We start from the raw sequence: 26434 nt of genomic DNA, 5'->3' as shown, positions 1-26434 counted from the left end.
TATGCGTGGAAACATCGCCCAATTGATGCAGCAGGCGCAGAAGATGCAGGAAAACCTGCAGCGCGCCCAGGAAGAACTGGCCAACGTGGAAGTCGTCGGCAACGCCGGCGGCGGCATGGTCAGCGTGACCCTCAGCGGCCGCATGGAGTGCCGAAAGGTGCGCATCGACCCGAGCGTGCTGTCCGATCCGGAAATGGCCGAAGACCTAATCGCGGCCGCGTTCAACGATGCGGTCAACAAGGCCAACGCCGAGTCGCAGCAGCGCATGGGCGCGGCGACGGCGGGCATGCCGATGCCGCCGGGCATGAAGCTGCCGTTTTGATTTTAAAAGCTGTCATTCCCGCGAAGGCGGGAACCCAGCGACTTTAAGATTTTGAAGCAACATCAAAATGGGTCCCGGCTTTCGCTGGGATGACGGAATCTGATGTCGTCTCTGCTCGAACAACTGATCGAAGCCTTCCGCGTCCTGCCCGGCGTCGGCCAGAAAACCGCGCAGAGGATGGCCTACCACGTGCTCGAGCGCGAACGCGACGGCGGCAAGCGGCTGGCGGAAACGCTGGCGGCGTCGATCGAGCGCATCGGCCATTGCAAGCGCTGCCGCGATTTCACCGAAACCGAAATTTGCGCCACCTGCGCAAGCGCCTCGCGCGATGCGCATCAGCTGTGCGCGGTGGAATCGCCGGCCGACCGGCTGGCGATCGAACAGGCCACCGGCTATCGCGGGCTGTATTTCATCCTGCAGGGACGGTTGAGCCCGCTCGACGGCATCGGTCCGCGCGAATTGGGGCTGGATCAGCTGACGGCGCGGATGGCCGAGGGCGAAGTGCAGGAGTTGATCATCGCCACCAATCCGACCGTCGAAGGCGAGGCCACCGCGCATTATCTAGCCCAATTGGCGCGCCAGCATGGCGTGCGCCCGAGCCGCCTGGCGCACGGCGTGCCGCTGGGCGGCGAACTGGAATACGTGGATCGCGGCACTCTGTCGCATGCGTTCGGCAGCCGCAGCGAGATGCCGCAATAGCTCCTGTTTTTCGTAGGAGCGGCTTTAGCCGCGAGACTTTTTCCAGTCGCTGAAAGCAACATCAAAAGCTCGCGGCTAAAGCCGCTCCTACGAAAAGCGAAGGCTAACCAGGAGACGATCCAGATGCCCGACACCATCTTCCACAAGATCATCCGCCGCGAGATCCCGGCCGACGTCGTTTACGAGGACGAGGACCTGATCGCGTTCCGCGACATCGCGCCGCAGGCGCCGGTGCATGTGCTGTTCGTGCCCAAGGCGCCGATCGCCACCTTGAACGACGTCGGCGCCGAGCAGGCCCACATCGTCGGCCGGCTGGCCGTCGCCGCGGCCGAATACGCCAAGCGCGAGGGCTTCGACCGGGATGGCTACCGCATAGTGATGAACTGCAACGCGCATGGCGGGCAGACGGTGTTCCAGATCCATCTGCATCTGCTGGCGGGCGCGCCGCTGGGTCGGTTCGGGACGCCCGCCTGACGCGCGCCGTTTTGTATAGACGGCCTTTTGTAGGAGCGGCTTTAGCCGCGAGCTTTTTGCGATGAGGCGAAACCAAAAATCAAAAGCTCGCGGCTAAAGCCGCTCCTACAAAAGAGCGAGCCGCTCAGGCAGAAAAGCGGATCAGTAGCGGTTGTCGCCCCAGCCCCAACCGATCCACGGCCACGGCCGCTTGGAATAGGGATAGCGCGGATCCTGATAGGGCGCCTCGGGCCACAGATGCACGGAATCGGCGGCGACCCGCGGCCGTTGGTAGCCGTAGGCGCCGTAACTCGGCGCTTCGAAGCCCTCGATGCGTCCGATCACCGTCAGTTCGCGGTTCTTCAGATAAATCGCCGGATCGTAATAACCGGCGCTGCAAGCGACGAAACGGCCGCTGCCGTCATCGGCCATATGCCGCGGCCGGCCGTAGACCGACAGCTCACTGCCGATCATGTCGAAACAGGTGCGGTCGCCCGACGGCCGCGTCGCCACGATGCGTCCGCCCCAGCGCACCGGCAGCCCCGGACGTCCGGCTTGGCGCGCCTGCGCGGGGGAGATGTCGACGACCTCGCCCTGCAACGGCGCGGGCACGGTCGTGCAGGCGCAGGCCAGGCTGGCGAATGCGGAAACGGCAAGGAGACGCAGCTTCATCGGTCTTTCCTCGGGTAGGCGCTGGCGATCAGGGGCGATGCGCCTTCAGGGCGCGCACCAGGTCGCGGCGCTGCTGGCGATCGTCGGCCACAGCGTAGCGCGATTCGGCGAAGCGCCGGGTGAGCGCGAGCAACGCCTCGCCGTTCTGCGGGCGTTGGCGGGCGACGCGTTCGGCCCAGTCGCAGGCGGGCTCGTGGGGTTCGCGTTGCAAGCCGTAGCGGGCGTAGCGCGAACCCAGCCGGCGCCACGCGCGCAGCAGCGGATCGCGTTCCCGCTCGCTGTGCGCGATCAGCCAGGCCATCCAGCCCAGCGCCAGGACGGCCAGCAGCGCGAACATGGCGACCAGGTCGCCGGCCTTCAGCCGCGCGACGCCGAACGAACGCAGCATCCGTTCCTGGCGCGTCGCATCGAAACCCAGCACGAGGTCGTTCCAGCCGCGCCGCAGCCAATCCCCGGTGTTCCACACCGGGCGCAGATCGACCAGAGCGGCCGCGCGATCGTCGAGCGTGTCGTAGATGCGTTCCGGCGCGACCGCCGCGGTCGGGTCCACCCGCACCCAACCGCGTCCCTGCAACCACACTTCCGCCCAGGCGTGCGCATCCTGACGGCGCACGATCCAGTAATTTCCGATCGGATTCCGGTAGCCGCCGACATAGCCGGTGACTACGCGCGCAGGAATGCCGGCGGCGCGCATCAGCACCACGAACGACGAACTGAAGTGCTCGCAATAGCCGGCTTTCTGTTCGAACAGGAATTCGTCGACCGCATTGCGGCCTGGCAGCGGCGTCTCGAGGGTGTAGGCGAAATCGGCGCGGATCCAGCGCAATGCGCGTTGCACGATGGCGGCGTCGTCGCTGCCTGCATCGCTGCGCCACTGCCGCGCCAGCGCCAGCGTGCGCGGGTTGTAGCCCTCGGGCAGGCGCAATGCGGATTGCCTCAGCAGCACGTTCAGCCGCGGCTCGAAGGCGGCCGGCGGCGACGAGCGCACGCGCCAGCGCGTCAGCGCGCTCAAGGGGCGTTCCGCATACAAGCCGTAGTCTCCGGACAGCCGGGTGCCGTCGGGGGCTGCGGTGGGAAGATCCAGGGCCACGAGTTGGCGGCGGTCGGTCGGTTCGATTTCCATTTCGTAATCCCAAACCGCCGCGGCACGAGGCGCTTCCGCCGGCGGCAGCCCGCGCATCCATGACGGCTGCGTCCAGGTGCGTCCGTCGAAATTCCAAAGCACTGGCCCGCGCCAATACATCTGCGAGGGCTGCGGTTCCGCCCCGGAAAAACGTACGCGCAGCGCTGGCGAATCGTCGGACATGAGGTCGAGCCATCCGCCCGGACTCATCTCGTCGGAGAGCCCGGGGCGCGCCAGCGAGCGTTCCGGCACGCCCCAAAGCGGCGATCCGACGCGCGGAAACAGCCAGAAGGCGGCCAGCGCCAGCGGCAAACCGATGGCGATCAGCCGCCACACCGACAGCGTGGCGCGCCAGGGCGATACGCCGGTCACCGGCAGGCCCGATTCGGTGTCGGCGAAACGCTGCAGCGCCAGCAGCGCGAATGTGACGCCGATCAGCGCCAGCGTCAGCGACAATGGGCCCTGGTCGAGCAGAAACGTCGCGAACGGGCCGAACAGGGCGAATCCCACCAGACTGCGCGCATCGCGCAGCCGGGTGGTTTCCGAAGGCTTGATCGCCAGCATCGCGGCGAGCAGTGCGCAGCCCGTATCGCGGCCGATCGAGTAGCGCGACATCGTCAGCACCAGCAGGATCACCGCCCCGGCCAGCAGAAAGCGCAACCAGCCGGGCAGCGGCCGCCGCCACGACAGCGTGGAGATCGCTACCCCCAGCGCGGCGATCGCCAACGCGATCTGCAGCGGCAATTGCAGCAGCAACGGCAGCAGGCAGGCCGCCATCGCCAGCAAGGCCCAACGGCGGCCGGCGACGTCAAGCGCCATCGATATGCGGCAGCAAGGCCAATGCGCGCAGGCACGCATGGCGGTGGGCGGCGCCCTGCGCCGGGCCCAGCGCGGGCTGTCCCGGCAGGCGCAGCTGGTAGCGGCGGTTTTCGCGTTCGGCTTGGTCGATCCAGTGCGCCAGGCGGCGGATACGGGGTTCGTAAGCGAGCGGCGCCAGCCGTTGCCAATCCAGGACGACTTCGGCGCTGCGCGGCTGTTCGTACTCGCGCACCAGCAAGGTGTCGCGGCGCGCGGACGGTTTCCATGCGACCGCGCGCTGCGGATCGCCGCGACGGTAATTGCGCAGATGGTGCACGTCGTCGCCGGCCGGGTTCAGGCGCGCGGCGCCGCTGTCGCCGAGTTCGGTCGGCAAGGGCGGGCCTTGGGTTTCAGGCGCGGGATACACCAGCAGCGCCTGTTCGGGCCACAGCCAGGCCCAGGCGGTGGCCAGGCCGAGCGGGCGAAGCGTCGAAATGCGGATGCGGTCGAGATCGAGCCAGCCGCGGCGTTCGGTCGGTACAGGCAATACGGCTTCGTCGCTGCCGTCCAGCGACAGCCTCGCCACGGCATCGCCATGGCGCACGCTCAATCCCAGCCGGCGGCGCCCGTCGCGCGCGCCTGCGCGCAGCTTGAGCAGCAAGGGCTCGCCCGCGGCCACCGGTTCGGCCGACAGCGCTTCGATCACCAAGCCCGACAACTGCAGGTGCGCGGTGATCAGACTCGCCATCGCTGCGCCGGCCAGCAGCAATGCCAGCAGCAAGGCCGGGTTGTTGTTGTAGTTGAGCGCGCCCAGGCCCATCGCGACGATCAGCAGCGCGAAGAACATCCCGAAGCGCGTAGGCAGCACATAGACGCGTTTGCGGTCGAACGCGACCGGCAGCGCTTCGGGCGTGCGCGGACGCGCCCAAGCTTGCAGGCGCCGCCACAGCGTTTGACGCCGCGCACCGGCCATCGGTTTCAATCCACGGGGACGGCGAGCAGGATCGATTTGGCCAGCGAGACGCCGGTGCCGGCTTCGGCTTCGGCCACCAGTCTGTGCGCGGCGATCGCGCCGAACAGCGCCTGCACGTCTTCTGGCAGCACGTGGCCGCGCCCCAGCAGCAGCGCATAGGCACGCGCCGCGCGCAGCAACGCGAGCCCGGCGCGAGGCGAGAGGCCTACGCGTACGCCCGGATGCTGACGGCTGCGCGTGAGCAGCGCCTGCACGTAAGCGATCAGCGCATCGCTGGCATGCACGTCTTCGACGGCGCCGCGCAGCTGCAGAACGTCGTCTGAAGACAGCACAGGCAGCGATTGCGCGATCAGATCGCGGCGGTCGACGCCGGTCAGCAGCGCGCGTTCGGCGTCGGCGCTGGGATAACCCAGGGTCAGGCGCAGCAGGAACCGGTCCAGCTGCGAATCCGGCAACGGATAGGTGCCGGCCAGGTCCACCGGGTTCTGCGTGGCGATGACGAAGAACGGCTGCGGCAGGTGATGGGTGCTGCCGTCCACCGTGACCTGGTGTTCGGCCATCGCCTCCAGCAGCGCGCTCTGGGTGCGCGGCGGCGCGCGGTTGATCTCGTCGGCCAGCACGATGTTGGCGAAGATCGGACCGGGATGGAATTCGAAACGACGCGCCTGCGCGTCGTACACCGAAACGCCGACGATGTCCGCCGGCAGCAGGTCGGAGGTGAACTGCACGCGCTGGAAACCCAGGCCCAGCGTCGCCGCCAGCGCGTGCGCCAGGGTGGTCTTGCCCAAGCCGGGCAGATCCTCGATCAGCAAGTGGCCGTCGGACAACAGGGCCACGAAGGCCAGCCGCACCTCCTGCGCCTTGCCCAGCACCAACGAATTGACCTGCGCCTGCGCGCGTTTCAACGACTCGCCCAGCGCGTCGGTTAGCATGTTCGCTGATTGGGGCAGTGCCGACATGCGCGCCTCTGAGGGTTTTGGCCAGTGTAGCGGGGCGCGGGCGGATGCGGGAACGCAGCGACGGACAGCGGTCACGGAACGCGTTCATCGCGCTGTGGATGGCCGCGACCGCGCTCAAGTGCGCGCTCGCCGTGCGGCTGCCGCTGTTCGTGGACGAGGCGTTCTACTGGCAGGAAGGCCAGCACCTGGCGCCGGCCTATTCCGATCTGCCCGGGCTCACCGCTTGGCTGGCGCGGCTGGGCGTGGAGGCGGGTGGGCAGCATCCGTGGGCGCTGCGTGCGCCGTTCCTGCTGATCGCCGCCTGTCTGCCTTGGCTGATAGGGAAGATTGCGGCGCGGGAATTCGGCGCTGCGCGCGCATGGCAAGCGGCCGCGTTGGCGCTGCTTCTGCCGTTGGCAGGCACGCTGGGCTTGCTGGCGTTGCCGGATGTGCCGATGGCGCTGGCGGCCGTGCTGTGCCTGGATGCAGGCGCGCGGCTGCTGCGTGGGGTGGACGCGAAGGCCGCGCTCGAACTGGCGGCCGGCTTGGCGATCGGCGCGCTCAGCCACTATCGCTTCATCGCCGTGATCGGCATCGGCGCGATCGCCTTGCTCTATCTGCCCGAAGGCCGGCGCGCTTTGCGCGACGTGCGGGTCTGGGTCGCGCTGACGATCGGCGCGCTGGCGTGGTGGCCGCTGCTGGCCTGGAACCTGGAAAACGCCGACGCCGGATTGCGCTTTCAGCTGCTCGATCGTCATCCGTGGGCGTTGCATTGGGACGGCATGGGTTTCGTAGCGATCCAGACGCTGCTGGCCACGCCGTTGCTGTTCGCGGCGATGTGGCTTGCGGGTTGGCGCGGCGTGCGCGATTCCTCCGTGGCTGTGCGGTATTTCGCGCTGTGCGGATTGGGCCTAGTGTCGGGTTTCTTCGTGCTCGGCTTCTTCGCCGACAACGAGCGCGTAAGTTTCCATTGGCCGCTGCCGGGTTACCTCGCGTTGTTGCCCTTGGTGCCGGCGGCGTTGGAGCGCTGGCCGAGCGCCTGGCGCAGGGCGACGTGGTGGCTGGCGGCGGCCGGCTTCGTAGCCGGGCTGGCGCTCTATGCCGCCATTTCGACGCCGGCCTTGCGTGCGCACGTCGCTGCCGACAAATGGTATCCGTCCAATTTCGCCGGCTGGGACGAAGTGGCCGCAGCGGTGCGCCGCGAATTGGCGACGATGCCGCCGACGGCGTTCGTCGTGGCGGACAACTTCAAGCTGGGCGCCGAACTCGGTTTCGCGCTCGGCGATCCGGACATCGCGGTGCTGGACCATCCGCTCAACCACCGCCACGGGCGCGCGCCGCAATTGCGTTTGTGGGGTTTGGATTTCGCGACCGTGAACCATGCGAAGACGAAGCCAATGCTATTGGTGTCGGCCGTGTCGGAAGTCCAGTACAAGCATCTGCTCGGCTACTACCACGATCTGTGCCGACGGTTGGGGCCGCTGCCGCCGCCCACGGCGGTCAATGTCGATCACGGCGCGCAGCGTTTTCTGTTGTTCGACATGACTCGGCGGAAAGCTTCGCAAGGCCCTTGCACGACGCCGGCGATGGCTTGGATCGATGCGCCGGCGAGCGGTGCTTCAGTGGGGCCGATATTCGAAATCGCGGGTTGGGCTTTCAAGGATGGCGTAGGCCTGGACCGCGTCGAGGTGACGATAGACGGCATCGCTACGGTGCAAACGCAGTATGGCCTGCCGAGTCCGGGCACTGCGGTGTTCTGGCGCATATCCACCGATCCGAACCATCCCCGCGTCGGTTTCAAAGCGAGCATCGACGCGAGCGGCTTTTCCGACGGGCGCCATTGGCTGGGTCTGCGCCTGCACGGCCGCGATGGCAGCGTCGAAGTCTGGCGGGAGCAGCCGGTGGATATCGCTCACTGAGGTCGACCATCATCTGGCTAACGCCGGCGTCCACCGCCTTTGCCTAACTCTTCTCTTAAAAAAGTGGCCAGGAATTTGTTTTGCTCTGTAGAGCGGAACTTGCTCCGCTGCGCTTGCCCTTAAGCCGTTCGCTCTTAAGCCGTCATCCCAGCGAACGCTGGGACCCATTTGCTTTTGCTCTCGCTCTTGCCCTTAAGCCGTCATCCCGGCGAAGGCCGGGATCCAGGCCCGCGTCCTCGCCGCTTGCGCTGCGACTCGCGCCATGGACAAGGCTTCCGGGCTGCGCCCGGGTCACTTTCTTTGTTGGCCCAAAGAAAGTAACCCAAGAAAGGGCCTGAACTGCGGTGCGATGCGTCGCACCTGAAAGTCTGCCAGCGGCCTAAGCTTTCGTCGTGGATGACCTTCTTGCGCAGATACTAGATTTTGATTCGTCGCAATTGTAGCTACGTGTCTTCTTTGGACTGGCGCGTTAAAGCAGCGGAGCAAGCTCCGCTCTATAGCGCTAAAAGCGAAGTCACCGGATCCTTTCGGAATGAAAAATCAGGGCACTGCAAAACCGGCCTGGCGCAGGAGTCCTGCCGTGGCGATCAACGGCAGGCCGATCAGCGCGGTCGGATCCTGCGATTCGATAGCGTCGAACAACGCGATGCCCAGGCCTTCGGATTTGAAGCTGCCGGCGCAGTCGAAAGGTTCCTCTGCATCCACATAGCGCGCGATCTCGTCGGCCTGCAGCACGCGGAAACGCACCCGCGTGACGTCGAGCGCATGCAGGGCCGCATCGCCGTGCCGTAGGCTCAACCCCGTCAGGAAGCGCACGCTGCGGCCGGACATCGCGGACAGCTGCGCGATCGCCGCGTCGCGGCCGCCGGGCTTGCCCAACGGCCTGCCGTCGAGCTCGGCGACCTGGTCCGAACCGATCACCCAGGCGTCGGACTCCCGACGGGCTACCGCGGCGGCCTTGGCCGCGGCCAGCCGATGCGCGATCTGCGGCGGCGCCTCGTCCGGTAACGCCGTTTCGTCGACTTCGGGCCGGACGGTTTCGAAGGGCAGCCGCAGCCGCGACAGCAGTTCGCGCCGGTAGGGCGAAGTCGAAGCCAGGATCAGCCGCATATCAGTGCAGCGGGGCGCGGGCGCGCTCGATCTGAAGCAACTGCTGCTCGATGCGCGCGCGTGCGGCGTCGATCGATTCGCGCACCGCATCCAGCTCGTCCAGGCTGGCGGCCTCGCCGTGCTGCTGCAACCACAGGCGCTGCCGGAGCATTTCGCGCAGGGCGTCGCGGACCGGGTCGGCCTCGTCCTCACCGACGACGGCGGTGATTTCTGAACGGGCGTCGCGCAAACGGGCCTCCAGGGCGTCCGCGGCGTCCAGCACGGTGCTGACCGCCTGCTGCCGACGGCTGCCCTGGCCGTTGCGACGGCGTACGATAAGAGCCGCGCCGGCGGCCACGGCCGCCGTCACCAGCAGGACTAGGGTCAGGGTCACGGCGGCCCGGCGGACTGAGGATAGGCAGGCAGTCTGCCGCGCCTGCCCGGACAGGGCAAATTCCCTGTCCAAACACGGGCTTGGGTTTGACAGGACGGGGGGCCGAGCCTAGAATTCCGCGGCTTATGTCCGCCAATTTGCCCGAAGTATTGGACGCTTGGCGCATGGTGGCCGCACGGCGCAGTTTCGAAGGCCGGTTGCCATTGGCGTCGATGGGGCGCTTGCGGGACAGTCTGCTCGATGCCGAAGGCGAGGTCGCCTACGTCGTCGAATTCGGTACCGATTCGTTGCAAGTGCCCTACGTCGAGCTGCAGATCGATGCGGCGTTGCCGCTGGAATGCCAGCGCAGCCTGCAGCGGTATCTGGAGCCGGTGCGGATCGTGCAGCGGCTCGGACTGATCCGCGACGAGGAAGACGAGGCCGGCTTGCCGCCGGGCTACGAACCCTTGTTGATGGCCGAACATGGCGAGCTGCGGCCCGCGGAACTGATCGAGGACGAATTGATCCTGGCGGTGCCGGTGGTGCCGGTGGATCCCGATTCGGATGCGGTGCAGAACGACTGGCCCGCGGACGAAGAAGAAGTGAAGCAAGCCAATCCGTTCGCGGCATTGGCGGCGCTGAAAGAAAAGAAGAACTGAATTCTAGATATCTGATTTCAACGATTTGTAGCTGGAGCAATACCATGGCTGTGCAGAAATCCCGAGTGTCCCCCGCCCGCCGTGGCCAGCGCCGTTCGCACGACGCGCTGACCGCCAAGCAGCTCGCCACCGATCCGACCAGCGGCGAGACCCATCTGCGCCACCACGTCACCGCCGACGGCTACTACCGCGGCAAGAAGGTGGTCGAGGGCAAGACCAAGATCGTCGAAGAAGATTGATCTTCAGGACGGATCGCGGCTGCGCGTGACTGCGGTCACTGCGCATCGCCTTCTTTCCGGCCAGAATCGGCCGACGACTTGCGGGGATATCGATGAGCGCTACTGATCCGAACGGCCGCGTCTATGCGCGAATCGCCGGTACGGGCAGCTACCTTCCCGAGAAGGTGCTGACCAACGACGACCTCGCCAAGATGGTCGACACCAGCGACGAGTGGATCGTTTCGCGCAGCGGCATCCGCGAACGCCACATCGCCGCCGACGGCGAGACCACGGGCGACCTGGCCTACAACGCCTCGGTGCGCGCGCTCGAAGCCGCCGGCGTGTCCGCCGACGAACTCGACCTGATCGTGCTCGGCACGACCACGCCGGACCTGATCTTCCCGTCCACCGCCTGCCTGCTGCAGCATCGCCTGGGCGCCAACGGCTGCCCGGCCTTCGACGTCAACGCCGCCTGCTCGGGCTTCGTCTACGCGTTGACCGTCGCCGACAAGTTCATCAAGTCCGGCGCGGCCAAGACCGTGCTGGTGGTGGGTTCGGAAACGCTGACCCGCATGGTCGACTGGACCGAACGCAGTTCCTGCGTGCTGTTCGGGGACGGCGCCGGCGCGGTGGTGCTCAAGGCCGATAGCGAAACCGGCATCCTCAGCACCCATCTGCACGCCGACGGCGGCAAGAAGGAATTGCTGTGGAATCCGGTCGGCGTCTCGGTCGGCTTCAAGCCCGAGCTGCCCAACGCCGGCGTGCGCATCAACATGGCCGGCAGCGACGTATTCAAATATGCGGTCAAGGCGCTCGACTCGGTGGTCGAGGAAACGCTCGAAGCCAACGGCATCGACCGCCACGAGCTCGATTGGCTGATCCCGCACCAGGCCAACCTGCGCATCATCGAAGCCACCGCCAAGCGTTTGGACATGCCGATGGACCGGGTGATCGTGACCGTCGACAAGCACGGCAACACCTCTTCCGGTTCGGTGCCGCTGGCGCTGGACGAAGCGGTGCGCTCGGGCAAGATCCAGCGCGGCCAATTGGTGTTGCTGGAAGCTTTCGGCGGCGGCTTCACCTGGGGCAGCGCGCTGCTGCGCTACTGAGCTCTTGCTGTTTCCCCCTTTGAAAAAGGGGGATCAAGGGGGATTTGCTTTTGACCTTGCCTTTAAGGGCAACAGCAAAAGCAAATCGCTTCGCGATTCCCGGCCCTCGCTTTCGCGAGGGCGCTCGGCCAGCCGCAAGCCGATGGCTTGCAAACGGCTGTCCTCGCCCCCCATCGCCTGCGGCGATTCGCTCCCTTTTTCAAAGGGGGCAACAGCAAAGGCTCAGCCTCGCCGCTTGAAGAACTGCACCTCGCGCTCGTGCTTTTCCGCCGCGGCGCGCGTCTTGAACGTACCCAGATTGCGCCGCTTGCCGGTGCGCGGGTCCTGCTTGCGCGAATACAACCTGTATTCGCCCGATGCCAGTTTGCGGATCATGCTCGCATCCTCCTCGTGCGCATCGCAGCAGACCTGCGGTAAGCGCGCGGTGACGACGATGTGATCATCCCGCCGCACGATACGCACGGGTACAGACGAGGCCCGCATTTCGCCCTTATCATGCGCACCAGCCCTCCATGGACAGGCGCGTGACCGCCCAACATTCCACCGACCCATCGCTGGCCTTCGTATTCCCCGGCCAGGGCTCGCAATCGCTGGCGATGCTTGCCGAACTGGCCGAGCTGCATCCGTCCGTGCACGACACGTTCCGCGAAGCGTCCGACGGCGCCGGCGCCGATCTTTGGGCCTTGTCGCAAGGCGGCCCCGAAGAAATGCTCAACCGCACCGAATACACCCAGCCGGCGCTGCTCGCCGCGGGCGTCGCGGTGTGGCGCGTGTGGCGGGCGCAGGGCGGTGCGCAACCGGCCGTGCTGGCCGGGCACAGTCTGGGCGAATATGCCGCTCTGGTCGCCGCAGGTGCGTTATCGCTGCGCGACGGCGCGCATCTGGTCCGGATCCGCGGCCAGCTGATGCAGGAAGCCGCACCGCCGGGCACCGGCGCGATGGCGGCGGTGATCGGCGCCGACGACGCGCTGGTGAAAGAGGTCTGCAAGGAAGCTTCCGGTAGCCAGGTCGTAGTACCGGCGAACTACAACTCGCCGGGCCAGATCGTGATCGGCGGCGACGCCGAAGCGGTGGACCGCGCCTTGGCGATGCTCGCCGAACGCGGCGTGCGCAAGGCGGTCAAGCTCGCCGTGAGCGTGCCGTCGCACACGCCGATGATGCGCGAAGCCGCCAACCGGCTGTCGGAGACGATGGCCGGGCTGTCGTGGCAGGCGCCGACGATTCCGGTGATCCAGAACGTGGACGCCGAGGCGCGCGACAACGTGCAGTCGATCCGCGACGCCTTGGTGCGCCAGCTGTATCTGCCGGTGCGCTGGACCGATTGCGTGCAGGCGCTGGCCGCGCGCGGCGCTGCGCGCATCGGCGAATGCGGGCCGGGCAAGGTGCTGACGGGCCTGATCAAGCGCATCGACAAATCGTTGGATGCACGCCCGCTCGGCACGCCCGGAGAGTTCGAAGCCGCGCTGGCGGAATGGAAATAATCTTTTAGGCTTTTGTGGGAGCGGCTTTAGCCGCGAGCTTTCCCAGGTCGCGGACCAAGATCAAAAGATCGCGGCTAAAGCCGCTCCCACAAAAAAAGCATCGCGAAAAGCGTAAGAAGCATGAGGTGGATATGACGAAGGTTCTTGTTGGCGAAATCGCCCTGGTCACCGGCGCCAGCCGCGGCATCGGCGCTGCGATCGCCGATACGCTGGCCGCGCAGGGCGCGACGGTGATCGGCACCGCCACGTCCGAATCCGGCGCGAAGGCGATCGGCGAACGGCTGCAATCCGCCGGCGGACACGGCCGTGTGCTGAACGTCACCGATGCCGCTGCCGTCGAAGATTTGATCGACGCGATCGGCAAGGAATTCGGCGCCATCTCCATCCTGGTCAACAACGCCGGCATCACCCGCGACAACCTGCTGATGCGGATGAAGGACGAAGATTGGCAGGCCATACTCGACACCAACCTCAGCAGCGTGTTCCGCACCTCGAAAGCGGTGATGCGCGGCATGATGAAGGCGCGCAAGGGCCGCATCATCAACATCGCCTCGGTGATCGGCGTCACCGGCAACGCCGGCCAAGCGAACTACGCGGCGGCCAAGGCCGGCATCATCGCGTTCAGCAAGTCGCTGGCCAAGGAGATCGGCTCGCGCGGCGTCACCGTCAACGTGGTCGCGCCGGGCTTCATCGCCACCGACATGACCCGAGACCTGCCGGAGGACAGCAAGCAGGCGCTGATGGGGCAGATCGCGCTGGGCCGCCTCGGCGAGCCGGCCGATATCGCCCAAGCCGTGGCTTTCCTCGCCGGACCCGCCTCGAGCTACATCACCGGCGAGACCCTGCACGTCAACGGCGGCATGTACATGGCCTGACGCCGGGCATAAAATCCGGCCGTAAATCATTGAATCGACTGGTCGTCCGCGCCCGCGCGCGGCATGATCCCCTTTCCACTACACTATCGCCCTGAACAGTCTCCCGGGAGGAGCAAGCACCCATGAGCAGCATCGAAGAACGCGTCAAGAAAATCGTGGTCGAACAGCTCGGCGTCAAGGAAGATGAAGTCACCAACAGCGCTTCGTTCGTCGACGATCTCGGCGCCGACTCGCTCGATACCGTGGAACTGGTGATGGCGCTCGAAGAAGAGTTCGAGTGCGAGATCCCCGACGAAGAAGCCGAGAAGATCACTTCGGTGCAGCAGGCGATCGACTACATCAAGGCCCACGTCAAGGCTTGATGTCCGTCGTGAATGAGCCCGGTCGTCGGCCGGACTTTCCATTGAAGGCCGCCATGCGATTGAAACTTCGATCCGCGGGCGGGTCGTGACAAGCCACGGGGCCGCGTTCGCGGCCCCGTGCGTTTGCGCAGGCGCATGCGCCTGCGTACGGGCAAGAAGATTAAGGTTCAGGAGAGGGTTATGAGCAAGCGTCGCGTCGTCGTCACCGGTCTGGGCATCCTGTCGCCGCTGGGCAACGACCTGCAATCGAGCTGGGACGGCATCGTCAACGGCCGTTCGGGCATCGGCCCGATCACCCATTTCGACGTTTCCGCGTTCTCGACCCGCATCGCCGGCGAAGTGAAGGATTTCGACGCATCCGCCTGGATCGCGCCGAAGGACATCAAGAAGATGGACCCGTTCGTGCACTACGGCGTGGCCGCCTCGATGATGGCCATCGCCGACGCCGGGCTGGAAGTGACCGAAGCCGACGCCGAGCGCATCGGCGTGGCGATCGGCGCCGGCATCGGCGGCCTGAAGGGCATCGAAGAAACGACGCTGAAGTGGGCCGAAGGCGGCCCGCGCAAAATCTCGCCGTTCTACGTGCCCAGTACGATCATCAACATGATCGCCGGGCAGGTGTCGATCATGACCGGCGCCAAGGGCCCCAACATCGCGGCGGTCACGGCCTGCACCACGGCCACGCACAACATCGGCCTGGCGATGCGCATGATCCAGTACGGCGAGGCGGATGCGATGATCGCCGGCGGCGCCGAATACGCCACCACGCCGACGTCGGTCGGCGGCTTCTGTTCGATGAAGGCGCTGTCCACGCGCAACGACGATCCGGCCAAAGCGTCGCGCCCGTGGGACAAGGACCGCGACGGCTTCGTGATGGGCGACGGCGCCGGCATCGTGGTGCTGGAGGAATACGAACGCGCCAAGGCCCGCGGCGCGCGCATCTATTGCGAACTGGTCGGCTTCGGCATGAGCGGCGATGCCTTCCACATGACCGCGCCCAGCGAGAACGGCGACGGAGCGGCGCGCTGCATGCGCAATGCGATCAAGGACGCCGGCCTGGATCCTAGCGCGATCGGCTACATCAACGCGCACGGCACCTCGACCCCGGCCGGCGACCTGGCCGAAACGATGGCGGTCAAGGCCGCGCTCGGCGAGCACGCCTACAAGACCATGGTCAGCTCCACGAAGTCGATGACCGGCCACCTGCTCGGCGCCGCCGGCGGCGTGGAGGCGGTGTTCTCGGCGATGGCGATCCATGCCGGCGTGATTCCGCCGACGATCAACCTGGAGAATCCGTCGGAAGGCTGCGATCTGGACTACGTGCCCAATACGGCGCGCGAGAAGAAAGTCGATATCGCGATGTCCAATTCGTTCGGGTTCGGCGGTACCAACGGCACCTTGGTCTTCAAGCGGGTTTGACTTTAAAAGCCGTCATTCCCGCGAAGGCGGGGAATCCAGTGACTTGGCTTTAGCTCTCTCCCGCTTGCGCGAGAGGGTTGGGTGAGGGCGCGCGAAGTTACGGATGGCTTCGCAACAATCTGGCGGCAGCATTAAAGTCACTGGATTCCCGCCTTCGCGGGAATGACGGCTAAAAGCACATGCTCGTAACGCGCGCGCTCCCTCCGGACACCGACCTGCTGGCCCTGCACCGGCTAGCGCCGTCGCGCTATCCGTTGCTGCTGGAATCGGCCGCCAGCGGCACCGTGCACGGCCGCTGGGACATGCTGCTTGCCGCAAACGGAGAATCGCTCGCGCTGCATGCCGACGGCGTCGTCCGACGCGCGGACGGCGGCGCGGTCGCCGACGATTTCCTGTCCGCGCTCGACGCCGACTGGCGCAGCGCCCGCATCGCCCGCGAAGAACCGCGCTGGCCTTTCCACGGCGGTTGGGCCTTGTTCCTCGCGTACGAACTGGCTTCGCAGGTGGAGCCCGTCCTGCGCCTGCCGGCAGCGCCCGGAAAACTGCCGACCGCGCTAGCCCTGCGCTGTCCCGCGGCGGTGCTGCGCGATCATGTCACCGGCGATTGCGTCGTTGTGGCCGAAAGCGGCCACGCCGCGATGCTGGACGTCATCGCGCAGGATCTCGGGCGCGCTTCGGCGCAGTCCGTTGAGGCCACATGGCGGCCGCCGTACGCACTGATCGAAGACGAGCCGGAGCGTTTCACACGCGGCGTCGTGCGCATCCTGGAATACCTGGCTGCCGGCGACGTGTTCCAGGCGAACCTGTCGCGCCTGTGGCAGGCTGAATTCGAAGGCTCCATCGATCCGGCCGCGTTCTACGCGCAACTGCGCCGCGCCAACCCTTCGCCGTTCGCCGGTTTGTTCGCGGGGCAGGGCTGGGCGGCGGCGAGCTCATCGCCCGAGCGGCTGGTGTCGGTGCGCGGCGATCTGGTCGAAACGCGGCCGATCGCCGGCACCCGAGCCCGCTTCGAAGGCGACGACGATGCCGCGCGCATCCGCGAGCTCGTCGGCCATCCCAAGGAGCGCGCCGAGCACGTCATGCTGATCGACTTGGAACGCAGCGACTTGGGGCGCGTCTGCGTGCCGGGGAGCGTGGAGGTCGACGAACTGATGACGGTGGAAAGCTATGCGCACGTGCACCACATCGTCAGCAACGTGCGCGGCCGGCTGCGCGCCGGGACGACGCCGGGAGAAACGATCCGTGCGGTATTTCCGGGCGGCACCATCACCGGCTGCCCCAAGGTGCGCTGCATGCAGATCATCGCCGAGCTGGAAGGCGTCGGCCGAGGCGCGTATACCGGCGCGATGGGATGGCTCAACCGCGACGGCGATCTCGATCTGAATATCCTCATCCGCACCTGCGAAATCGAAGGCGCCGCGCTGCGCTTCCGCGCCGGCGCGGGCATCGTCGCCGACTCCGATCCGCAACGCGAACTGGACGAGACCCGCGCCAAGGCGCGCGGCATATTGCGCGCTCTGGGGATCGCATCGTGAGCGCGCGCGTCTTCGTCGGCCAGCACCGCGTCGAAGCGATCGCCACGGACGACCGCGGGCTCGCTTATGGCGACGGCCTGTTCGAAACCCTGCGCGCGCACCGCGGCCGGGCGCCGTGGTGGGAGGCGCATTGGGCCCGTCTCGAGCGCGGCGCGCAGCGGTTGCGGCTGCCGTTGCCCGACCGGGATTTCGTGCGCGCGCAAGCCGATGCCGCGCTCCAAGGCGTCGATGCGGGCGTGCTCAAGCTGATCGTCACCCGCGGCGGCGCCGGCCGCGGTTATGCGCCGGCCGAAACCGCGGAGCCGGCGTGGATCCTGTCTGCGCATCCATTGCCGCCGGGCCTGCGCGATGGATTGACGCTGCGCTGGTGCGATACGCGCCTGTCGATCCAGCCGGCGCTGGCCGGCATCAAGCATTGCAATCGCCTCGAACAGGTGCTCGCGCGCGCCGAATGGAACGATCCGGCGGCTTCCGGCCGGGAGGCCGACGAAGGTCTGATGCTCGATACCGAAGGCGATGTGGTCTGCGCCACCTCCGCCAATCTGTTCGCCCTGGTCGGCGGCCGCTGGGCGACGCCGCGCATCGACCGCTGCGGCGTGGCGGGCGTCTGCCGCGCCTGGATACTGGCCGATCTGGGCGCCGATGAATCGCGCCTGTCCCGTATGCAGCTCGAATCCGCCGAAGCGGTTTTCCTCTGCAATGCGGTGCGCGGTATCCTGCCGGTTGCCCGGCTCGGCGAACGCGCCTGGGCGCCCCATCCGCAAGTATCGGCCTTGCGCGGCCGCCTGGCCGCCGCGGCGCCGATGTTCGCGACCCACGATTGAAGGATCACAACGCGTGAGCCGCAAACGCCGCATCGGTATGTTCTTCGTGCTGTCCGCGCTGCTCGCCGGCGCGGGTGCGTACGCACTCTGGCAGCGTTACGCAGGGTTCGCCGACGCGCCGGTCTCGGGCATCGAAGCGGGCGAGACGCTGCTGGTCGAGCGCGGCGACAATTTCCCGCACGTGCTGCGCAAGCTGCGCGCGGCCGGCGTGGCCGACGGCCAGGATGTCGAGTGGCAGTTGCTGGCGCGGCAGATCGGCGCAGCCGGCAGGCTGCAGGTGGGCGAATACGCGTTGCGGCCCGGCGCCACGCCGCGCGAACTGCTGGCGGCGATGCGCGACGGCAAGATCGTCAGCTACCGCTTCACGATCGTCGAAGGCTGGAACATCCGCGAACTGCGCGCCGCGCTGGCGAAGGCCGCGCCGTTGAAACAGGAAACGGCGCAACTGGACGATGCGGCGCTGATGAAGGCGCTCGGCCACGCCGGCCAGCATCCCGAAGGCCGCTTCCTGCCCGAAACCTATCGTTACAACCGTGGCGACAGCGACCTCGGATTGCTCAAACGCGCCTACGACGACATGGCCAAGGCGCTCGACCAGGCCTGGAACGGACGCGCCGCCGATACGCCGCTCAAGAACAAGGACGAAGCGCTGATCCTGGCTTCGATCGTCGAAAAGGAAACGGGCATCGCCTCCGAACGGCCGCAGATCGCCGGCGTGTTCGCGCGGCGCTTGAAACTGGGGATGCTGCTGCAGACCGATCCGACCGTGATCTACGGGATGGGCAGCCGTTACGCCGGCAACATCCGCCGCCAGGACCTGACCACCGACACGCCCTACAACACCTACACACGCGCCGGCCTGCCGCCGACGCCGATCGCGATGCCCGGCGCCGACGCGCTGCACGCCGCGACCAATCCGGCGCCGGGCGATGCGCTGTTCTTCGTCGCGGTCGGCGACGGCAGCGGACGCCACGTGTTCACCCGCACTTTGGGCGAACACCAATCGGCGGTGCGGGAATACCTGCAGCGCTACCGCCTGCAGCAACAGTCGCCACCGGCAGCGCTTCCCCCGCAATGACGACGCCGATTCCACAAGCGCCGGTTCCACAAGCCCGCTTCATTACGCTCGAAGGCGGCGAGGGCGCCGGCAAGTCGACCGTGATCGCCGCGCTGCGCGATGCGCTGGAAACCGCGGGCGAGGACGTGGTCTGCACGCGCGAGCCCGGCGGCACGCCGCTGGCGGAGGAGATCCGCGGCCTGCTGCTGGACCCGCAGCACGAAGCGGCCGCGCCGGAGGCCGAGCTATTGCTGATGTTCGCCGCGCGCGCCCAGCACGTGCGCCGCACCATCCTGCCGGCATTGCAGCGCGGCGCCTGGGTGATCTGCGACCGTTTCACCGACTCCAGTTATGCCTACCAGGGCGGCGGGCGCGGGCTGGATGCGGCGTTCATCGCCGAATTGGAACGTCGCGTCGTCGGCATCGTGCCCGTCCTGACCCTGCTGTTGGACATCGACGTGCGCGAGGGCCGCGTGCGCACCAACACCCGCGATCTGTGGCCCGACCGCATCGAGCGCGAACAGGAGGATTTCTTCGCCCGCGCACGCGGCGTGTTCCTGATGCGCGCCCAGGCCGAGCCCGATCGTTTCCGCGTGATCGACGCCTCGCGTCCGCGCGAGCAGGTCGCCGCGGATGCGGTGGCGCACTTGCTCGCCCTGCGGGAATCGTCGCGATGAGCGCGTCCGGGAACCGTTTTGCGCCTTGGCAGCGACGCGCCTACGATCAGGCCTGCGAGGCGATCGACGCCGGCAGGCTCGCGCACGGCATGCTGTTCTGCGGACCGGCCAACCTGGGCAAGCGCGCGGTGGCCGAGCGCCTGGCGCAACGCCTGCTGTGCGTATCGCCCGGCGGCGACGGCGAACCTTGCGGGCATTGCCGCGGCTGCCAGCTGCTGGCCGCGGGCACCCATCCGGATTTCAACGTCATCTCGTTCGTGTTCAACCGCGAAGGCACGCGCCTGCGCACCGAGATCGTGATCGAACAGATCCGCGACTTGTCGGAAAAGCTCACCCTCACGCCGCAGTATGGCGGCGCGCAGGTGGCGATCATCGATCCGGCCGACGCGATCAACCACGCCGCTTGCAACGCGCTGCTGAAAACGCTGGAAGAACCGGTGCCTGGCCGCTACCTGTGGCTGGTCAGCGCCCATCCGGCGCGCTTGCCGGCGACGATCCGCAGCCGCTGCCAGAAGCTGGAATTCCGCCTGCCGCCGCAGGCCGAAGCGGTGGCCTGGCTGAGCGGGCGGGGCCATGCCGAGGCGGCCGCGGCCGAAGCGCTCGAGGCTGCGCGCGGCCATCCCGGCCTGGCCGATGCCTGGCTTCGCGATGGCGTATTCAAGCTGCGCCGCGAGGTGGCGGCCGATCTCGCCAGGCTGCGCCGCGGCGAAACCGCCGCCCTGGAAACCGCGCAGCGCTGGACCGCCGACGAGCATGCCGGCCTGCGTTTGCGCTTCGCCGCGGACCTGGCTTTGGCCGAGGCCGCAGGCTTGACCGACGCGGCGCGAACGCGCAGTCTGGCCGTGTGGTTCGACGCGGCCAATCGCACCCGCGACTTGTTGCGTACGACGGTGCGGGCCGACCTGACGGTCGCGGATCTATTGCTGTCCTGGCGCGGGGAAGACGCTCGGACGGCGGGGGGTGGCAGATGAGTTCGGTACCCGGAGCGGGCGGCGCGCGGCAGGGCATCCTGTCGCTGGCGGTCAAAGACAAAGCGGCGCTGTACCACGCTTACATGCCGTACCTGAAACACGGCGGCATCTTCGTGCCGACGCCGAAACGCTACTTCCTGGGCGACGAAGTCTTCCTGCTGCTGACATTGCCCGAATCGAGCGAGCGCCTGCCCGTCGCCGGCAAGGTGGTATGGGTCACGCCGCCCGGCGCGCAGGGCAACCGCACCGCCGGCATCGGCGTGCAGTTCGCCGAAACCGCAGAAGGCGATGCGGTGAAAGGCAAGATCGAAGCGTTGCTCGCGGGCACGCTCAACGCGGACAAGCCCACGCATACGATGTGACCGGCGCGCCGCGCGACGGGCCGCAGGCTCTGGGGCACGCACTTATGGCCTTTCGATCGGCCCACCGATGCGGGTCCTTTTTGCCGGTCCACAGATAGCGGTGTCCGGCCGCCATCCTGAATAACGTGATCCGCCGCATCGTGCGGCACGCGCCGTCGCCCCGAACAGGGCGGCCGACGCGACCTATCGAACGAAACAGGGGATCCGAATGAACATATCCACGAAGTTCGCTTTGGCAGCGCTTGCAAGCATCGCGATGACGCCGCCGACCGCGCATGCGGAGCAGATCGCTCTCGCGATCGCGGGGCAGGTGAAATCGGTGACGGGGAACGCATCCGTCGTCAACGGCCATGTCCACGTGGGCGATGCCGTGACCGGCTATTACGTCTTCGATACCGAGACGGCGGACGGCAATCCCTCGCCGCTGCAAGGGGTCTATCGGCATACCGGCCCGGAATACGGAATGGCTGCGGAGATCAACGGTCTGCGGTTCGAAAGCGACCCCGCGTCGGTGGATTTCACCCTGACCCTGGAGAACGACCTGTGGGGGCCTGGCCGCGGCGATTCCGCACGCCTGGCGTCGAAGCACAACCTCTTCGGTCCCGGCGTGCCGGCGGCATCGACAGACATGACGATCTCGTTGTACGAACGCAATTCGACCGCGCTGTCCAGCGATGCGTTGAGCGCGGAGGCGTTGCTTGCGCCCCAATGGTACGCCCCGCAAGCCAGTCCCTTCGCCCAGAGCGCCAGGCTCTCCATCTACGGGAGCGACGGCGGTAGCAAGTTCCTGGTGGAAGTAACGATCACCCATGCGGAGCGGATCGACTTGCCCGGATCGATGTGATGCCCCAACGGAAAAGGCGCCGCCAGGCGCCTTTTCCGTAACCGCACGCCGAAGCGCCACGCGGAAGACCGGCGAACGTGCGCGGCGAGCGCGCAGGCGACGGTTTCCTTCGTCGCAAGACACGCCCGCAAGCTGTCTTTAGGCAGTAAAGGGCGATACCCAATGCGGGTCGCCGCTCGCGGCCAGGCTCTCTATCTTGCGCGACGGCCAGACACGGCCGCCACGGAATACGCCCGATGAAACCAAGGTACCGCCGGCCTTTGCTGGCCGGCATGGCTTTGCTGTTCGCATTCGCCGCGATCGGCGCCGATCCCGCTCCGGACGCCGCCGTCCAGGGCGATGCATTGCAGGTACTGCGTTGCGGCAAGTTGTTCGACGCCAAGGCGGGCGCGTTGCTGGGGCCGCATTCGGTATTCGTCCAGGGCAAACGCATCGTCTCCATCAAGCCGGGCGTTGCGGTCGCGGCGGATTCGAAAGCGGTTGACCTCGGTGGCCACACCTGCATGCCGGGATGGATCGACCTGCACACGCATCTCACGGTCCAGGTGGATGCGCGCTCCCACGAGATGCTGCCCCGGGTCAATCCGGCCGATTTGGCTTTGCACGGCACGCGCTTCGCCCGCAAGACCCTGCTCGCCGGCTTCACCACGGTGCGCAACCTGGGCGACATCAACAACGAGTCGATCGCGCTGCGCAATGCGATCAACCAGGGCGTGGTCGAAGGGCCGCGCATCTTCACCGCGGCCAAGGCGATCAGCACCACCGGCGGCCATGCCGACTACAGCAACGGCCTCAACCAGAAGCTGGTCGGAGATCCGGGTCCCGCCGAAGGCGTGATCAATTCCCCGGACGATGCCTACAAGGCCGTGCGCCAGCGCTACAAGGACGGCGCCGACCTGATCAAGGTCACGGCGACCGGCGGCGTGCTGTCGCTGGCGAAGAACGGGCAGGGCCCGCAACTGCGGCAGGCCGAACTGGATGCCGTGGTCGCCGCTGCGCACGACTACGGCATGAAGGTGGCCGCGCACGCGCACGGGCTCGAAGGCGTCAAGCGCGCCTTGCGCGCCCGCGTCGACACCCTCGAACACGGCACCTTCCTGGACGACGAAGCGATCGCGATGATGAAGCGGCAGGGCACCTGGTACGTGCCTACCGCAGCGGCGATCGCCTACATCAACGAGCAGGCGGGGGTGCCCGGTTTCTATCCCGAAGTCATACGCGCCAAGATCGGCGGATTGCTCGCGCAGCGTCGACTCTCGCTGGACAAGGCCGAAGCGGCCGGCGTGCGGATCGCATTCGGCAGCGACACCGGTCCGCTGCCGCACGGCGACAACGCCCGCGAATTCGTGGAATTGGTCGCGGCCGGCCTGAGCCCGGCGCAAGCGTTGCAGGCCGCGACGGTCAACGCCGCCGAAGCGCTGGGCGAAAGCGCCGCGCTCGGCTCGATCGAACCGGGCAAGACGGCCGACATCGTCGCGGTGCCCGGCGATCCGCTCGCCGACATCGCGCTGACGCGCACACCTTCGTTCGTGATGAAAGACGGCCGGGTCTATCTCAAGCCCGATTGAAACCGCTAGCGCAGAACTCCGAATTCGCCACGCCGCATCAAGCCGACGGTCGCTTGCGGCGCGGCGCAGCACCGAACGACGTCACCATCAGGGGAATAGAGGAATATGAAAGCTAAACACAGAACCAACCGCCCGCGCGGATTGCGTCGCACGCCAGTCGCGCTGGCGGTGGCATTGGCCTTCCAGTGCGGCGCGCTCCTCGCGCAGTCGCAGGAAACGGCGCAGCCACAGGAGACGGTCACGCTCGATCGCATCGAAGTGCTCGGCTCCAACATCCGCAAGGCCGAAGTCGAAGGCCAATCGCCGGTGCTCAACATCACCCGCGAGCAGATCGAGCAGAGCGGCCTGATCTCCGTCGGCGACTTCCTGCAACAGCTCACCAGCAGCGGCAAGGCGCTCAATACGCAGTTCAACACCAGCGGCAACGCCGGCACGCCGCCCGACGGCGGCGGCATCGGCGCCGGCTCCACCCAGATCGACCTGCGCCACCTGGGCGCGCAGCGCGTGCTCGTGCTCGTCGACGGCAAGCGCTGGGTGTACGAATCCTCAGCCTCCGGCGTGGGCGGCGCGGCCGACCTCAACACGATTCCGCTGGCGATCGTCGAACGCATCGAAGTGCTGGGCGACGGCGCTTCCGCGGTGTACGGCTCGGACGCGATCGCAGGCGTGGTCAACATCGTCACGCGGCGCGATTTCAAGGGCGCCCAGTTCACCGGCTCGTACGGCCAGTTCGAGGACGGCGACGGCGAGACCTCGCGCGCGGAAATGACGGTGGGCACCGGCAACGATCGTTTTAATGCGATCTTCTCCGCGAGTTTCCAGGAGCAGAAAGCGGTGTCCTCCGGCGATCGCGACATCTCCGACGATTTCCCGGGCGGCATCACCCGCGGCAGCCCCGCCACCCCGCAGGGCCGCGCGGTATTCATCGGAGGGTTGAGCGAGCTCGGCGTGTGCCCGCTGCGCGACCTCAATGGCGACGGCATTCCCGATGCGCCGTTCTGCGACGTCACGACGCTGCCCAACACGCCGGTGGCCGGCAACGGCAGCCCCGTGTTTCCCGCGGACTACGTACCCTATACCGACGATTTGAGCTTCAACGCGCAGCCGTACAACTTGGTCCTGACGCCGAACAAGCGCAAGAGCCTGTTCGCGGCCACCGATTTCACGATCAACGAAGGCCTGAAGTTCTATGCCAAGGCGCTCTACAACCGGCGCGAATCGGTCAACCAGGCCGCGCCCAACGCGATCGTGATCGGACAGGAAGCGCCCGGCAACGGCCTGGCCGACCGCATCGGCGTGTCCATGCTCAATCCCTATAATCCGTTCGGCCGCGACCTGATTCCGGTCGCCCAGGGCGGCACCATGATCGCCATCGCGCGCCGTCCGGTGGAGGGCGGGCCGCGCATCTTCGAGCAGACCGTCGACACCTACTACTTCAACGCCGGACTCGAGGGCGAGTTCGCGGCCGGATCGCGTGCGTTCTACTGGGACCTGAACTACGTCAACTCGCAGAACCGCGCCGAACAGGTTTTCCGCAACACCTACAACATGCGCCGCGTGCAGTTGGCGCTGGGCAATCCTGCGACGTGCGCCGCCACGCCGGGCTGCGTGCCGCTGAACATCTTCGGCGGCATGGGCGCCGACGGGAAAGGCACGATCACGCCGCAGATGCTGGCCTGGATCAAGACCACCGTGCACGACAGCAGCGAGCAGAATCTGCAGATCGCCTCGGCCAACGTCAGCGGCGATCTGTTCGACCTGCCGGACGGCCCCCTGGCCTTCGCCGCAGGCTTCGAACATCGGCGCTACGACGGCTCGTTCACGCCGGATGCGGCGCGCGTGGCCGGCGAAATCCCGGACCAGGCGGCCACGGTCGCCACCCAGGGCGATTACGACGTCAGCGAATTCTACGGCGAGCTCAGCGCGCCGCTGCTGCGCGACAAGCGTTTCGCCAAGGATCTCGACCTGAGCGTGGCGGCCCGCTATTCGGACTACAGCACCTTCGGCGACGTGACCACCACCAAGATCGGCCTCAAGTGGCGCCCCCACGATTCGCTGTTGCTGCGCAGCACCTACTCGGAAGGTTTCCGCGCGCCGTTCATCGGCGAGCTTTACGGCCTGTCGCAGTTCGGCGCGAGCATCACCGATCCTTGCTCCGGATATGCGACGTCCGGCAACGCGCAGTTGATCGCCAACTGCACCGCGCTCGGCATTCCGACCACCTACAAGCAGCTGGGCTTCCAGATCTTCACCACCACCGGCGGCAACGACAAGCTGCAGCCGGAGACTTCCGAGAGCCTGACCTTCGGCGCGGTCTACAGCCCCGACTGGATCAAGGGCAGTGCGTTCGCCGACAGCCTGGACATCGAAGCCACCTACTATCGCCACCATGTGAAATCGGCTATCCAGGCGCCCGATGCGCAGGACGTGCTCAACGCCTGCGTGGCATCGGCGAATGCGGCCTCGTCGTCGTGCGCGGGCATCGTGCGCAACGCCACCGGCACCATCGCCTCGTTCGACAACCGCCTGGCCAATATCGGCGACATCGAGACCGACGGCGTCGATCTGAACATCGAATGGGCATTGGAGACCGACGTCGGCCGCTTCGGCGCGAACTGGCAGAACACTTACGTCGACAGCTTCGTCGCTACCGACAGTTTCGGGAGCCGTTTCAGCCGCACGGTGGGCGTCGAGGAGAACGACAGCGCGATTCCGCGCGTCCAGTCGAAGCTGACCGTGGATTGGAAACGCGGCAACTTCGGCCTGGGCTGGACCGCGCGCTACACCAGCTCGCTCACCGAACGCTGCTCGGATGCGTTCGACAGCAACCCGACCTTGTCGCTTACCGCGATGGGCTTGTGTTCGGAGCCGAACTTCGAGAACCCGTCGCTGTCGCGCGACAAGCTGGGCGCCACGACCTACCACGACTTGTTCGCGAGCTGGGACTCGCCGTTCGGCGTGCAGGGCCTGCGTTTCGGCTTGAACCTCAACAACGTCTTCGACAAGGATCCGCGCGTTTGCTACAGCTGCGCGCTCAACGGCTACGACCCCAGCACTTACGACGTGCCGGGCCGGTTCTGGAGCCTGCAGGTGTCTTACCGCTTCGAGTAACCG

The 26434-nt window shown here is 66.9% G+C and carries 27 protein-coding genes; 20 read left to right on the top strand and 7 right to left on the bottom strand.

What is annotated here, in order from left to right:
- The first annotated feature begins 1 nt into the window (after nucleotide 1).
- The 3 genes from M2650_RS05180 (at nucleotide 2) to M2650_RS05170 (ending at nucleotide 1495) form a co-directional block, all read left to right on the top strand.
- Nucleotides 2-322, top strand: coding sequence for a YbaB/EbfC family nucleoid-associated protein (locus tag M2650_RS05180; protein ID WP_249472108.1), 321 nt, complete (start codon nucleotides 2-4; stop codon nucleotides 320-322).
- Nucleotides 323-424: 102 nt separating this feature from the next.
- Nucleotides 425-1021, top strand: a complete 597-nt coding sequence (gene recR / locus M2650_RS05175) for a recombination mediator RecR (protein ID WP_249472106.1) — start codon at nucleotides 425-427, stop codon at nucleotides 1019-1021.
- A 123-nt stretch (nucleotides 1022-1144) separates the two neighbouring features.
- Nucleotides 1145-1495 (top strand): histidine triad nucleotide-binding protein, encoded by a 351-nt coding sequence (locus tag M2650_RS05170; RefSeq protein ID WP_249472105.1) that lies wholly within the window; start codon nucleotides 1145-1147, stop codon nucleotides 1493-1495.
- 141 nt (nucleotides 1496-1636) lie between these two features.
- Here the strand turns inward: M2650_RS05170 and M2650_RS05165 are convergent, their stop codons facing one another.
- The 4 genes from M2650_RS05165 to M2650_RS05150 are packed head-to-tail and all read right to left on the bottom strand — an operon-like array spanning nucleotide 1637 to nucleotide 5999.
- Nucleotides 1637-2146 (bottom strand): Slp family lipoprotein, encoded by a 510-nt coding sequence (locus M2650_RS05165; RefSeq protein WP_249472102.1) that lies wholly within the window; start codon nucleotides 2144-2146, stop codon nucleotides 1637-1639.
- A 28-nt stretch (nucleotides 2147-2174) separates the two neighbouring features.
- Entirely contained in the window at nucleotides 2175-4088 is a 1914-nt protein-coding gene (locus tag M2650_RS05160; protein WP_283254620.1) for a transglutaminase TgpA family protein, read from the bottom strand.
- Entirely contained in the window at nucleotides 4078-5040 is a 963-nt protein-coding gene (locus M2650_RS05155) for a DUF58 domain-containing protein (protein WP_249472099.1), read from the bottom strand. The genes M2650_RS05160 and M2650_RS05155 overlap by 11 nt, the downstream gene beginning before the upstream one ends.
- A gap of 5 nt (nucleotides 5041-5045) precedes the next feature.
- Nucleotides 5046-5999: an AAA family ATPase gene (locus M2650_RS05150; RefSeq protein WP_249472096.1), complete on the bottom strand. Its 954-nt coding sequence runs from the start codon at nucleotides 5997-5999 to the stop codon at nucleotides 5046-5048.
- A gap of 44 nt (nucleotides 6000-6043) precedes the next feature.
- Here M2650_RS05150 and M2650_RS05145 point away from each other — a divergent pair, with 44 nt between their 5' ends.
- Nucleotides 6044-7897: a glycosyltransferase family 39 protein gene (locus tag M2650_RS05145; RefSeq protein ID WP_249472094.1), complete on the top strand. Its 1854-nt coding sequence runs from the start codon at nucleotides 6044-6046 to the stop codon at nucleotides 7895-7897.
- Nucleotides 7898-8437: 540 nt separating this feature from the next.
- On the opposite strand, the gene M2650_RS05140 is transcribed toward M2650_RS05145, so the two are convergent.
- On the bottom strand, nucleotides 8438-9007 hold the full coding sequence (locus M2650_RS05140) for a Maf family protein (protein ID WP_249472091.1): 570 nt from the start codon (nucleotides 9005-9007) through the stop codon (nucleotides 8438-8440).
- A gap of 1 nt (nucleotide 9008) precedes the next feature.
- A complete protein-coding gene (locus M2650_RS05135) occupies nucleotides 9009-9380 on the bottom strand; it encodes a hypothetical protein (protein ID WP_249472088.1) in 372 nt (123 codons plus the stop codon).
- Between the two features lie 125 nt (nucleotides 9381-9505).
- On the opposite strand from M2650_RS05135, the gene M2650_RS05130 reads away from it, so the two are divergent.
- The 3 genes from M2650_RS05130 (at nucleotide 9506) to M2650_RS05120 (ending at nucleotide 11345) form a co-directional block, all read left to right on the top strand.
- Nucleotides 9506-10018 (top strand): YceD family protein, encoded by a 513-nt coding sequence (locus tag M2650_RS05130; RefSeq protein WP_249472083.1) that lies wholly within the window; start codon nucleotides 9506-9508, stop codon nucleotides 10016-10018.
- A gap of 44 nt (nucleotides 10019-10062) precedes the next feature.
- Nucleotides 10063-10257, top strand: coding sequence for a 50S ribosomal protein L32 (gene rpmF, locus M2650_RS05125; protein WP_249472080.1), 195 nt, complete (start codon nucleotides 10063-10065; stop codon nucleotides 10255-10257).
- Nucleotides 10258-10349: 92 nt separating this feature from the next.
- Nucleotides 10350-11345 carry a beta-ketoacyl-ACP synthase III gene (locus M2650_RS05120; RefSeq protein WP_249472079.1) on the top strand — a complete coding sequence of 332 codons (996 nt, stop codon included), beginning with the start codon at nucleotides 10350-10352 and terminating at the stop codon, nucleotides 11343-11345.
- A gap of 222 nt (nucleotides 11346-11567) precedes the next feature.
- Here M2650_RS05120 and M2650_RS05115 read toward each other — a convergent pair whose 3' ends face one another.
- Entirely contained in the window at nucleotides 11568-11720 is a 153-nt protein-coding gene (locus M2650_RS05115) for a hypothetical protein (protein WP_249472077.1), read from the bottom strand.
- Nucleotides 11721-11869: 149 nt separating this feature from the next.
- Here M2650_RS05115 and fabD point away from each other — a divergent pair, with 149 nt between their 5' ends.
- From fabD to M2650_RS05050, 13 genes are all read left to right on the top strand, one after another.
- Nucleotides 11870-12826 carry an ACP S-malonyltransferase gene (fabD, locus tag M2650_RS05110; RefSeq protein WP_345779838.1) on the top strand — a complete coding sequence of 319 codons (957 nt, stop codon included), beginning with the start codon at nucleotides 11870-11872 and terminating at the stop codon, nucleotides 12824-12826.
- 131 nt (nucleotides 12827-12957) lie between these two features.
- Nucleotides 12958-13701, top strand: coding sequence for a 3-oxoacyl-ACP reductase FabG (fabG, locus tag M2650_RS05105; protein WP_249472074.1), 744 nt, complete (start codon nucleotides 12958-12960; stop codon nucleotides 13699-13701).
- Between the two features lie 122 nt (nucleotides 13702-13823).
- A complete protein-coding gene (gene acpP / locus M2650_RS05100) occupies nucleotides 13824-14063 on the top strand; it encodes an acyl carrier protein (RefSeq protein ID WP_232897694.1) in 240 nt (79 codons plus the stop codon).
- A gap of 180 nt (nucleotides 14064-14243) precedes the next feature.
- A complete protein-coding gene (gene fabF / locus M2650_RS05095) occupies nucleotides 14244-15482 on the top strand; it encodes a beta-ketoacyl-ACP synthase II (RefSeq protein ID WP_249472071.1) in 1239 nt (412 codons plus the stop codon).
- 179 nt (nucleotides 15483-15661) lie between these two features.
- Complete coding sequence (locus M2650_RS05090) at nucleotides 15662-17017, top strand: aminodeoxychorismate synthase component I (RefSeq protein WP_249472068.1); 1356 nt, start codon at nucleotides 15662-15664, stop codon at nucleotides 17015-17017.
- Nucleotides 17014-17841 (top strand): aminodeoxychorismate lyase, encoded by an 828-nt coding sequence (gene pabC, locus M2650_RS05085; RefSeq protein WP_249472065.1) that lies wholly within the window; start codon nucleotides 17014-17016, stop codon nucleotides 17839-17841. Before M2650_RS05090 ends, pabC begins: the two co-directional genes overlap by 4 nt.
- Nucleotides 17842-17878: 37 nt before the next feature.
- Nucleotides 17879-18919 carry an endolytic transglycosylase MltG gene (gene mltG / locus M2650_RS05080; RefSeq protein ID WP_249474211.1) on the top strand — a complete coding sequence of 347 codons (1041 nt, stop codon included), beginning with the start codon at nucleotides 17879-17881 and terminating at the stop codon, nucleotides 18917-18919.
- Entirely contained in the window at nucleotides 18916-19575 is a 660-nt protein-coding gene (gene tmk, locus M2650_RS05075; protein ID WP_249472063.1) for a dTMP kinase, read from the top strand. Before mltG ends, tmk begins: the two co-directional genes overlap by 4 nt.
- Entirely contained in the window at nucleotides 19572-20546 is a 975-nt protein-coding gene (locus tag M2650_RS05070) for a DNA polymerase III subunit delta' (RefSeq protein WP_249472061.1), read from the top strand. Before tmk ends, M2650_RS05070 begins: the two co-directional genes overlap by 4 nt.
- Nucleotides 20543-20908, top strand: a complete 366-nt coding sequence (locus tag M2650_RS05065) for a PilZ domain-containing protein (protein WP_249472058.1) — start codon at nucleotides 20543-20545, stop codon at nucleotides 20906-20908. The genes M2650_RS05070 and M2650_RS05065 overlap by 4 nt, the downstream gene beginning before the upstream one ends.
- 208 nt (nucleotides 20909-21116) lie before the next feature.
- Complete coding sequence (locus M2650_RS05060; RefSeq protein WP_249472055.1) at nucleotides 21117-21752, top strand: hypothetical protein; 636 nt, start codon at nucleotides 21117-21119, stop codon at nucleotides 21750-21752.
- A gap of 236 nt (nucleotides 21753-21988) precedes the next feature.
- Nucleotides 21989-23320: a metal-dependent hydrolase family protein gene (locus M2650_RS05055; RefSeq protein ID WP_249472053.1), complete on the top strand. Its 1332-nt coding sequence runs from the start codon at nucleotides 21989-21991 to the stop codon at nucleotides 23318-23320.
- Nucleotides 23321-23425: 105 nt separating this feature from the next.
- On the top strand, nucleotides 23426-26431 hold the full coding sequence (locus tag M2650_RS05050) for a TonB-dependent receptor (RefSeq protein WP_249472050.1): 3006 nt from the start codon (nucleotides 23426-23428) through the stop codon (nucleotides 26429-26431).
- Nucleotides 26432-26434 lie beyond the last annotated feature (3 nt).

Origin of the sequence: Luteimonas galliterrae (genome assembly GCF_023374055.1) — a bacterium.
GTDB lineage: Bacteria > Pseudomonadota > Gammaproteobacteria > Xanthomonadales > Xanthomonadaceae > Luteimonas_C > Luteimonas_C galliterrae.
The sequence above is the reverse complement of the archived record's forward strand: the minus strand, read 5'-3'. Positions and strand labels throughout refer to the sequence as shown.